Annotated in this window: 9 protein-coding genes and 1 pseudogene (1 of these 10 cut by a window edge); 6 read left to right on the top strand and 4 right to left on the bottom strand. The window is 61.0% G+C overall.

Annotation, left to right across the window (positions count from 1 at the left end):
• From NWV16_RS12100 to NWV16_RS12090, 3 genes are all read right to left on the bottom strand, one after another.
• Positions 1 to 15: the beginning of a hypothetical protein gene (locus tag NWV16_RS12100; RefSeq protein ID WP_409519358.1), read on the bottom strand. 183 nt of this gene lie to the left of the window's left edge; only the first 15 of its 198 coding nucleotides appear in the window; its start codon is at positions 13 to 15; the stop codon falls past the left edge of the window.
• Positions 16 to 54: 39 nt separating this feature from the next.
• Entirely contained in the window at positions 55 to 2,253 is a 2,199-nt protein-coding gene (locus NWV16_RS12095) for an OsmC domain/YcaO domain-containing protein (RefSeq protein ID WP_260523207.1), read from the bottom strand.
• A gap of 104 nt (positions 2,254 to 2,357) precedes the next feature.
• Positions 2,358 to 3,287 carry a LysR family transcriptional regulator gene (locus NWV16_RS12090; RefSeq protein ID WP_260523206.1) on the bottom strand — a complete coding sequence of 310 codons (930 nt, stop codon included), beginning with the start codon at positions 3,285 to 3,287 and terminating at the stop codon, positions 2,358 to 2,360.
• Between the two features lie 86 nt (positions 3,288 to 3,373).
• Here NWV16_RS12090 and NWV16_RS12085 point away from each other — a divergent pair, with 86 nt between their 5' ends.
• The 6 genes and pseudogenes from NWV16_RS12085 to NWV16_RS12060 all read left to right on the top strand — a co-directional run bounded on the left by NWV16_RS12085 (position 3,374) and on the right by NWV16_RS12060 (position 9,401).
• Positions 3,374 to 5,341, top strand: coding sequence for an alkyl/aryl-sulfatase (locus tag NWV16_RS12085; RefSeq protein ID WP_260523205.1), 1,968 nt, complete (start codon positions 3,374 to 3,376; stop codon positions 5,339 to 5,341).
• 136 nt (positions 5,342 to 5,477) lie between these two features.
• Positions 5,478 to 6,332, top strand: a complete 855-nt coding sequence (locus tag NWV16_RS12080; protein ID WP_260523510.1) for a GyrI-like domain-containing protein — start codon at positions 5,478 to 5,480, stop codon at positions 6,330 to 6,332.
• Positions 6,333 to 6,534: 202 nt separating this feature from the next.
• Positions 6,535 to 6,995, top strand: a pseudogene (locus tag NWV16_RS12075) (alcohol dehydrogenase catalytic domain-containing protein); the annotation flags it as partial.
• A 159-nt stretch (positions 6,996 to 7,154) separates the two neighbouring features.
• Complete coding sequence (locus tag NWV16_RS12070; RefSeq protein WP_260523204.1) at positions 7,155 to 7,670, top strand: GNAT family N-acetyltransferase; 516 nt, start codon at positions 7,155 to 7,157, stop codon at positions 7,668 to 7,670.
• Between the two features lie 38 nt (positions 7,671 to 7,708).
• Positions 7,709 to 8,743 carry a GSCFA domain-containing protein gene (locus tag NWV16_RS12065; RefSeq protein WP_260523203.1) on the top strand — a complete coding sequence of 345 codons (1,035 nt, stop codon included), beginning with the start codon at positions 7,709 to 7,711 and terminating at the stop codon, positions 8,741 to 8,743.
• A complete protein-coding gene (locus NWV16_RS12060; RefSeq protein WP_260523202.1) occupies positions 8,712 to 9,401 on the top strand; it encodes a hypothetical protein in 690 nt (229 codons plus the stop codon). Before NWV16_RS12065 ends, NWV16_RS12060 begins: the two co-directional genes overlap by 32 nt.
• A gap of 34 nt (positions 9,402 to 9,435) precedes the next feature.
• Here NWV16_RS12060 and NWV16_RS12055 read toward each other — a convergent pair whose 3' ends face one another.
• Positions 9,436 to 10,305 carry a TauD/TfdA dioxygenase family protein gene (locus NWV16_RS12055; protein WP_260523201.1) on the bottom strand — a complete coding sequence of 290 codons (870 nt, stop codon included), beginning with the start codon at positions 10,303 to 10,305 and terminating at the stop codon, positions 9,436 to 9,438.
• Positions 10,306 to 10,321: the final 16 nt, after the last annotated feature.

Here is a 10,321-nt window from a genome sequence, read left to right as displayed (position 1 = left end):
CCATCGTAAAAACAAAAAAGCACCCGAAGGTGCTTTTTATTGCCGCTTTCAGCGCTACGAAGTCTTCACGCCGGCCCGGGCCGCGTGCAGTTTCTTGTAGCTGTCGATCAGTCGCAGGTGGCGATCAAGGCCTTCGAGCTTCATGCTGGTCGGCGTCAAACCGTAGAAGCGTACGCTGCCGTCCACCGAGCCGATCGCCGCATCCATCCGTTCGTTGCCGAACATGCGGCGGAAGTTGGCTTCGTAGTCGGCCAGTTCCAGATCTTCGTCCAGTTGCATCTCCAGCACCCCGTTGACGGCCTGATAGAACAGCCCCCGCTCGACGGTGTTGTCGTTGTACTGCAGGAACATCTCCACCGCCTCTTTAGCCTCCTCGATCTGTCCCAGGGCGAGCCAGATCAGCAGTTTCAGTTCCAGAATCGTCAGTTGACCCCACACGGTGTTGTCGTCGAACTCGATGCCGATCAGCGTGGTGATATCGGTGTAGTCGTCCAGTTCGCTTTCCACCAGACGCTCGACCAGAGACTGGAGTTCTTCTTCATTCAAGCGATGCAGGTTGAGGATGTCTTCGCGGAAGAACAGCGCCTTGTTGGTGTTGTCCCAGATCAGGTCGTCCACGGGGTAGATTTCCGAGTAGTCCGGCACCAGGATGCGGCAAGCGGTGGCGCCGATGTGCTCGTACACCGCCATGTACACTTCCTTGCCCATGCCCTTGAGGATGCCGAACAGGGTTTCGGCCTCCTCGGCATTGGAGTTTTCTCCCTGAGCGGTGAAGTCCCACTCCACAAATTCGTATTCCGCCTGAGCGCTGAAGAAGCGCCACGACACCACGCCGCTGGAGTCGATGAAGTGCTCGACGAAGTTGTTCGGTTCGGTGACCGCGTGACCTTCGAAGGTCGGCTGCGGCAGATCGTTCAGGCCTTCGAAGCTGCGGCCCTGCAGCAGCTCGGTCAGGCTGCGCTCCAGCGCCACTTCGAAGCTCGGGTGTGCGCCGAACGAGGCGAACACACCGCCGGTGCGCGGGTTCATCAGCGTGACGCACATGACCGGGAATTCGCCGCCCAACGACGCATCCTTCACCAGCACCGGGAAGCCCTGGGCTTCCAGGCCTTGAATGCCGGCCATGATCGCCGGGTACTTGGCCAATACTTCCTGCGGCACGTCCGGCAACGCGAATTCGCCTTCGATGATTTCGCGTTTCACCGCACGTTCGAAGATTTCCGACAGGCACTGCACCTGGGCTTCGGCCAGGGTATTGCCGGCGCTCATGCCGTTGCTCAGGTACAGGTTCTCGATGAGGTTCGACGGGAAGTACACCACTTCACCGTCCGACTGACGTACGAACGGCAGCGAAACGATGCCGCGTTCCTCATTGCCCGAGTTGGTGTCGATCAGATGCGAGCCGCGCAACTCGCCGTCGCGGTTGTAGATCTTCAGGCAGTACGGGTCGAGGATTTCGGTTGGCAGCTCATCGTTGCGGCCCGGTTTGAACCAGCGCTCGTCCGGGTAGTGCACGAACGGCGCATCGGCCAGATCCAGCCCCCAGAACTGATCGTTGTAGAAGAAGTTGCAGTTAAGGCGCTCGATGAACTCGCCCAGCGCCGAAGCCAATGCGCTTTCCTTGGTCGAGCCCTTACCGTTGGTGAAGCACATCGGCGAGTGCGCATCGCGAATGTGCAGCGACCAGACGTTCGGCACGATGTTGCGCCACGACGCGATTTCAATCTTCATGCCGAGGTCGGCGAGGATGCCCGACATGTTGGCGATGGTCTGCTCCAGTGGCAGATCCTTGCCCGGAATGCAGGTGCTCGTGCTCGAACTGGCGCCCGGCATCAACAGTGCCTGTGCGTCGGCGTCGAGGTTTTCCACTTCTTCGATCACGAACTCGGGACCGGCCTGGACGACTTTCTTTACCGTGCAACGGTCGATGGAACGCAGGATGCCCTGGCGGTCCTTGTCGGAGATGTCTGCCGGCAGCTCGACCTGAATCTTGAAGATCTGGTTGTAGCGGTTCTCCGGGTCAACGATGTTGTTCTGCGACAGGCGGATGTTATCGGTCGGGATGTTGCGGGTTTCGCAATACAGCTTCACGAAGTACGCCGCACACAGCGCCGACGAAGCCAGGAAGTAGTCGAACGGACCCGGCGCCGAACCATCGCCCTTGTAGCGGATCGGTTGGTCGGCCACCACCGTGAAGTCGTCGAACTTGGCTTCAAGTCGAAGGTTGTCGAGAAAGTTGACCTTGATTTCCATGGGGGACTACCAGAATAGCGAGCTGAACAGAATGGCCGCCATTATCCGGTTTTTGAGCGGGAAGTCTTGTGCTTTGGCGTTTTGGCCGCCGACCGGAGCGCCGCTCAGGTCGAGTCGTTGCGCTGTGCCATTTCGGCGACGATGGCGTCGATCACGCAGCGAGCCGTCGGCGACCGGCTTCGGTTGGGCAGGCTGACGACACCGATTTCGGAATGCAATCCAGGCCGGTCCACGACCTGCAGTTCGATCAGTTTGCCAATGCGCAGGTCTTCAGCCACGGCGCCGTGTATCACGCCGAGGATCGTATCCGTCGAACAGGCCACCGTCCTGAGCAAAGCCACGTCGTCACACTCCAGCGCCAGAGGCAATGCCTGGCGAGTGGAGATACCGAGGGTACGTGCCGTTTCGTCCTTCACCACGGTCGGCAGGCGCGTCGTGGCGATGCCGTAGACTTCCAGATCTCTCATCGTCACCTGGCGTCCGGCCAATGGATGTTCCGGCCTGACGAAAAAACCCGCCGAAGCCTGGCCCAGCGACTGAATCCGCAGATCGGACTCGGCGGAAAAGTTACGAATGTCCGCGACGAAAAACTCGATTGCCTCGTCCCGCAATCGGGCCTCAAGAATCTGCCAGTTATTGACCTCTACCCGCAGGGTGACTTCCGGATATTCCCGGCGCAATCGCGGCACGACCTGATGCATCAACATCGCCGCCGGAAACGGCCCGACGCCGAATGCAAGGTTGCCGAGCCGGCCATCGCCGTACAGCGCCAGGTCCCGTTCCAGAGAACGGGCATCGAACAACAGCCGTCGCGCCCGCTCGATCAGAAACTCCCCTGCCGGCGTCGGGCGTACGTCACCGCTGTCACGGTCGAACAGACGCTGACCGGTTTCGCTTTCCAGTGCCTGGATGCTGCGGCTCAGGGCCGGCTGGCTGAGATGCACGCGTTCGGCGGCGCGACCGAAATGGCGTTCATCGGCGAGGGCCAGCAGGTGCGTCAGTCGTTTGAGATCCATCTGGCCGATGCTAGCCACGCATTATCCGGATGTAAACAATGCATTGGATACATCGCACCCACCTCCCTACTCTCTGATCAATCGATCCTCGGAGAACAACAAGAATGAGACCGACCTTTCACACACTGATCGCTCTGACACTGGTTTCCCTCGCCGGTTGTGACAAACCGTCCAGCGTTGCCAATAGCCAAGCGACGCCTGCGACTGCGGCGGTGATAGAAGCCTCGATCAAAGGCCTGAACCTCAACGACAGTCGTGACATGGAAGACGCCCGGCGCGGTCTGATCGCCCGACCGACCGGCCAGGTCCTCGGTTCCGACGGCTCTGTACTGATCGATTTCGATGCGTTCAGATTCGTCGAAGGCAAGGCCCCCGCCACGGTCAACCCCAGCCTGTGGCGCCACGCGATGCTCAACGCGCAGATCGGGCTGTTCAAGGTCACTGATGGCATTTATCAGTTGCGCGGTTTCGATATCGCCAACATGACACTGATCGAGGGAAAGAGCGGATGGATCGTCGTCGACCCGCTGACCTCGAAAGAAACCGCCGCCGCTGCCCTGGCCTTTGCCCGCGCGCAACTGGGCGACAACCCCGTGACTGCCATCATCTTCACCCACGACCATGCCGACCACTTCGGCGGCGTACTGGGCATTACCTCGGTCGCGGAAGTCGCCGAGCGCAAGATTCCCGTGGTGGCCCCTGCCGGGTTCATGGAGGAAGCCACCAGCGAAAATGTGCTGGCGGGACCTGCCATGTCGCGCCGTTCGATGTATCAGTTCGGCAAGAATCTGAGGCCGGGCGCCACCGGCATGGTGGATACCGGGCTGGGCAAAAACGTCGCCTACGGCAGCATCGGCATTCTGGCGCCGACGCAGATCATCGATCAGCCGGCGCAGGAACTGGTGCTCGACGGCGTGACCTTCGTGTTCCACAACATACCGGGCGCCGAAGCCCCGGCCGAACTGACCTTCACGATCCCTGAGCGCAAGGCTTATGGCGGCGCAGAACTGCTGGCGCAGACCATGCACAATCTGTTGCCGATCCGTGGCGCCAAGGTTCGTGATGCATTGCGCTGGTCCGACTACGCGCAGATCGCCCTCGATGAACTGGGCGACACCGAAGTCTATTTCGGCCAGCACAACTGGCCTGTCTGGGGCAACGAGCGCATCCGCGAATTCATCACCAAGCACCGCGACGTCTACAAATACATGCACGACCAGACCGTGCGCCTGATGAACGCCGGCTACACGCCCGGCGAGATCGCCGAGAAGATCCAGTTACCCGATTCACTGGCCTCGTACTTCGGCACCCGCGGCTATTACGGCGACGTGCGACACAACGTCAAGGCGATCTACCAGATGTACCTCGGCGCCTACGATGGCAACCCGGCGCATCTGAATCCGCTGCCCCCCAGGGAGTCCGCCAGACGCTACGTCGAGTTGATGGGCGGCAACGCCAAAGTGCTCGAGGCCGCACGCGTGGCCTATGACAAAGGTGAATACCGCTGGGTCGCCGAGCTGCTGGATCAAGCCGTCCTCGACCAGGCCGACGACAAGGCCGCCAAGGAACTGCTGGCCAGGTCCTACGAACAGCTGGGCTATCAATCGGAGTCAGCCACCTGGCGCAACAGCTACCTGACCGCCGCCCAGGAGCTACGCAACGGCCCGCCGGACAAAGGCGTGCGCCGCTCGGACCTGATCGAGCTGATGAAGCAGACACCCACCGAACGCTTCCTCGAAGCCATGGCCGCCAGCCTCGACGGGCCGGCGGCGGATGGCAAGAACTGGACCTTCAATCTGCAACTGACCGACACGCAGGAATCGTTCGTGCTGTGGATCGAGAACGCCGTCCTGCACTTTCGCCGGGGTGCGCCGGCCACCAATGCCAACGCCACGCTGAGCGTCACCAAAGATCTTTTCGTGCAATTGCTGGGCGGTACGGCGGGGTTCAAGGATGCCCTCACCTCCAAAGACCTGAACGTCGATGGCAGCACGGTGGATCTGGTGCGATTCCTTGGATTGCTGGAGAAAGCACCGGGCAACTTTGCAATCGTCGCTCAGGCGCGCGATTGATTCGTGAAGGGGCGTTCGGCTGTAATGCCTGAAGAGGTCAACCCTGAGCAAGTCCGGCTAGGTATCGGTACGCCGCTTTCGACGATTCTAGGGCCGACCGTTACTCCAGGAGCTTCACTGCGTGCCCGACACACCCATGCAATCTGCCTACGCGAAGCGCTTCGCCGTCGTACTCGCCTACATCGACGCCAATCTTGAGGGCGACCTGTCGGTGAAAGCGCTGAGCCGGGTGGCGAACTTCTCCGAGTTCCACTTTCACCGGCAGTTCACGGGATACGTCGGCGTGCCCGTCTCGCGCTATGTGCAATTGATGCGCCTGCGCCGGGCCGCGCACCGTCTGACCACCCTGCCCGACCATTCGGTGATGGACGCGGCGTTCGATGCCGGCTTTGAAAGCCCTGAAGCGTTTTCCAGGGCATTCAAGCGCGACTTCGGCACCTCGCCGGGGGCATTTCGCAAGGCTCCGGACTGGAGCGTCTGGCACACGGTCTTCGCCATTCCTCACTTTTCAAGGAGCATCGCCATGCAGGTACGAATCGTCGATTTCCCCGGAGTCCGGGTCGCGGCACTCGATCACCGTGGGCCTCCGGGCCTCGTCAATCAAAGCGTGCAACGCTTCATCCAGTGGCGCCAGCAGAGCGGGCAGTCACCGGTGGCCTCAAGTCGCACATTTGGCATCCCTTACGGCAACCCCGATACGACGCCGCCGGAAGACTTTCATTTTGCGATCTGTGGCGAAATCCGCGAAGCCGTGGCACCGAATGAGTTCAACGTGGGTGAACTCGGTATTCCTGCGGGGCGTTGCGCCGTGGTGCGTCATGTAGGCCCCACCGATCACATCGGCGAAAGCATCTACCCGGTCTACCGCAACTGGCTGCCCGCCAGCGGCGAAGAACTGCGCGATCACCCGCTGTTTTTCGAGTACTTGAGCATCAGCCCCGAGATCCCGCAGGAGCAGTGGCAAACGGATATTTACGTGCCGCTGCGCTAACCATCGAGTGCCCCTCAGGCTCAGCTAAGTTTCACTGGATACCTTCTTTCCTGCACGCAGGTAACGCTGCTCGGAAAAAAGGTATCCCATGAACCCGCCTTGGCCGAACAGGATCAGGCAAGTAATCCACAGAAATACACTATCAGACCGCAAGCGCAGGGCGGGAAGATGCCCCTCCGAAAGATCCATCGAGGACGTTCCCATGCTTGTACAAGCCTACGGTGCCCACGCGGGCGACAAACCCCTTGAGCCCCTGCAGATCCATCGCCGCGCCCCGGCAGCCCATGACGTCCAGATCGATATCGCCTTCTGCGGCATCTGCCACTCCGACTTGCACCAGGTGCGATCGGAGTGGGCCGGCACGCAATTCCCTTGCGTACCGGGACACGAAATCGTCGGGCGTGATTCGGCGGTCATGTTTCCGCTTACAAGGTCGGCGACCTGGTGGGTGTCGGTTGCATCGTCGACAGCTGCAAACACTGCGAGGACTGCGAAACCGGTCTGGAAAACTACTGCGACGGCATGATCGGCACCTATAACTTCCCGACCCCGGACGCCCCCGGCTGGACCCTCGGCGGCTACTCGCAAAACATCGTGGTGCATGAACGTTACGTGCTGCGTATCCGCCACCCCGAAGCGCAACTGGCGCGACACTGGCGGGCTGACCGGCACATCCGGAGAAAAGCGTTGCTCACGCGAACGCTTTTCTCCACACCGCCGACAACGGCTGCAACATCCACTCTCTGCCCATCCGCTCATTGATCTTTCCTTCCACACCCAGTAAAAAACCCTCTCCCTTTCCATCCTTGCAAGGAGCGGTGGATGCTCGAGCTATCCACGGAACGGCTTGACCTGCGCACGATGGCCGAATCCGACTGGCCGTTGTTCCTTCGACTGCACTGCGAACCACAAACCATGCAATACGTATTCGGCGAAATTGCCGAGGAACAGGTGCGCAAGGGGTTTGAGCATCGGCTCCCGGCCTGGAATCCGCAGTCGGAGCACTGGCTGTGCCTGGTGGTCACCGAGCGAGCCAGCGGTCACGAACTGGGCGTGACCGGTTTTCGCATTATGTCGCCAGGTCATGCCGAAGTCGGATGCCTGCTGTTGCCTGAACATCAGGGCAAGGGGTTCGGCACCGAGTCGCGCAAGGCGATCATCGACTACGCCGCCGCCATCGGGCTGAACTCGCTGGAATCGACCGTGACCGACGGCAATATCGCCTCCTGCAAGGTATTGGAGAAATGCGGCTTTGTGTTCGCACGCCGTGAGCCGCAGGCCTACCGGATCGGTGATCGGTGGTACGACGATCTGATCTATCACTATCAAATACGCTGAGCCTTGCGCTCAACGACTCGCCAGGGAGGCCTTTCGTCATGAACCCCTATCAATGTCTTCCCCCCCGCGCCTTCTGGCGTACCGCCGTGGCCGACAGGTCCGCGCCGGACATCGGTGAGCTGTGGACGCCCCAGTTCGAGATCGGCAACAAGGACGCCATCGTCACCGCCGGTTCCTGTTTCGCCCAGCACATCGGTCGCGCACTGGTGGAGCGCGGCATGAACTGGCTGGACGCGGAGCCCGCCCCGGACGCATTGCCCGAGGCTGACTGGAAGGCCCGCAACTATGGGGTGTTTTCCTTCCGCACCGGCAATCTGTACACCCCGGCCATGCTCTGCCAATGGCTTGAATGGGCACTGGGCGTCAGCGCACCGCCCGATGAAACCTGGGCTCATGACGGGCGTTTTTTCGACCCGTTCCGCCCCGCCGTGGAGCCCGACGGATTCGCCAGCGAACAGGCCCTGTCCGAATCGCGGGAAATCACCCTCGACGCCATCCGCGAAGGGCTGCGCCGGGCCAGGGTTTTCGTCTTCACCCTGGGTCTGACCGAAGCCTGGCAACATCGGCAGACCGGTCTGGTATATCCCGTGTGTCCCGGCACCGTGCGTGGCACTTTCGATCCGCTGCGCCACCGATTCTGCAATTTCGGTTTCATGGACACCTATGGCGACATGCTCCGGGCTGTGGAATTGATGCGCTCGATCAACCCGCAACTGCGCCTGCTGCTCACCGTTTCGCCGGTGCCCCTGACGGCAACCGCCACCGGGGAGCATGTACTGAGCGCCACGACCTATTCCAAATCGGTGCTGCGCGCCGTTGCCGGGCAATTGTGTGAAGACCTGCCCGACGTCGACTATTTCCCGTCCTACGAAATCATCACCGGCACCCCGTTCAAAGGCGCGTTTTACCAACCCAACCAGCGGGAAGTCACGCCAGACGGCGTGGCATTCGTGATGCAGCAATTTTTTGCCGGACTTCAAGCCGTCCAGTCGGTGCAGGCGCCAAGCACCTCCACTAGTGTGTCCAGCGAGGATCTTGTCTGTGAAGACGCCGTACTCGATTACTACGCCTAGGTTTCTGCTGCTGGGTGACTCCCATGCCGGTGTAATCGGCAAGGCAGCGCGGGCCCGTGAACTGTCTTTCGGTGGCGGACCTTTGGGAACCGGTCGGGATTTTGCGATCGATTTCTTCAGCCTGACCCGGCATGACGTGGTCTTTCGCGATGCCGAGATGGATCGGCTGTATCGCCAGGCCCTCGACACGCTCCAAGCGCCGCAACTGGCGAAGGTCGGCGTGCCGCTGGTGAGCACCATCGGCCTGAGCCTGCATTATCTGGCCACCGCAGCGAACTGGACCTGTTACCAGAATGCGCAAGGTGAGTTCGATGAAGGGTTTCTCGCCGGGCCGTTGTTCGAGACTGTCATCGACACCTTGTCCCGCCCCGCCCTGGCCTTCCATGAACAGGCCCTGGCGCTGAAGCTCAAGGTCTTCGCCGTGCTGCCGCCGCAACGGGTGCCCGAACTGTCCGACCCGCGTGTATTCATGGCTGCACAATCGCTGTTGATCGAACGCCTGCAAGGGCTTGGCGTCGAGCTGATCGATGTGCGCGAGGCGGCGAACGATGAGCAGGGTTTTCAGCGTGAAGCGTTCTGCGAAGAGGATGACCCGCTGCACGGCAATCTCGCGTTCGGTGAGTTGATTGTCGAGCAACTGATCCGTCGCGGCGTCTAGAAAAAGAGGGAGCAAATTGCTCCCTCTGATGTTTTCAGGCCTTGGGCTGCGTCCCGAGAATCGTCACCCGCTCGCCATAGCGCGAGTGCGGGAAGTAATCCCACACCGCATGGTGCTGGGTGCAGCGGTTATCCCAGAACACCAGCGTGTTCGGCGCCCAGCGAACGCGGCAACTGAGTACCGGCTCCCGTGCCACCAGGTCGAACAGCATGTTCAGCAGCACCTGACTTTCGCCACCGGACAACTGCACGATGTGCGACGTGAACCCGGAGTTGACGAACAAGGATTTGCGCCCGGTTTCCGGGTGACGCACCACCACCGGGTGTTCAGTCCTGGGCAGATTGGCCGGCGCCTCATAGCCTTTCCACGGAATCGCACCGTCGTGAATCGCAGTCAGTTCGCCGAGGAACTGCTGCATCGCCGGCGAGAGCATTTCGATCGCCAGGTGCATGTTGGCGAACAGCGTATCGCCGCCCGTACCGATGGCCGGGGTTTCCTTGACGTACAGCATCGAACCCATGGACGGCGCCAGGTCCGCCGTACCGTCGGTGTGCCAGGTTTCTCCGGCGACGTAGCGCGATTGCGCATTGGCGCGGATCACCACCAGCTCCGGATCGTCGCCGTCGATATCCTCCACCGGTAAAGCCCGCAGCTCGCCGAACAACCGGCCAAACGCCTTGTGTTCCTCCACCGTCAGATGCTGATCGCGGAACACCAGCACATGGTTTTCCAGAAAGGCCCGGCGGATCTCCGCGAGCTGTTCGTCATCCAGCGGTTGCGAAAGGTCAACGCCACCGATTTCGGCACCGATGATCGGCGTGATCCGGTCGACTGTGATGCGCTGGTACGGCGCGCGCTTTTCGGCGGCGATGCGCTCGATTGCCTTGAGTGCCAACTGATCCATGTTCCCTCACCCTTTT

Origin of the sequence: Pseudomonas sp. BW7P1 (assembly GCF_024981055.1) — a bacterium.
Classification (GTDB): domain Bacteria; phylum Pseudomonadota; class Gammaproteobacteria; order Pseudomonadales; family Pseudomonadaceae; genus Aquipseudomonas; species Aquipseudomonas bananamidigenes.
Note: the sequence above shows the minus strand (reverse complement) of the source record. Positions and strands in the feature narration are given on the sequence as shown.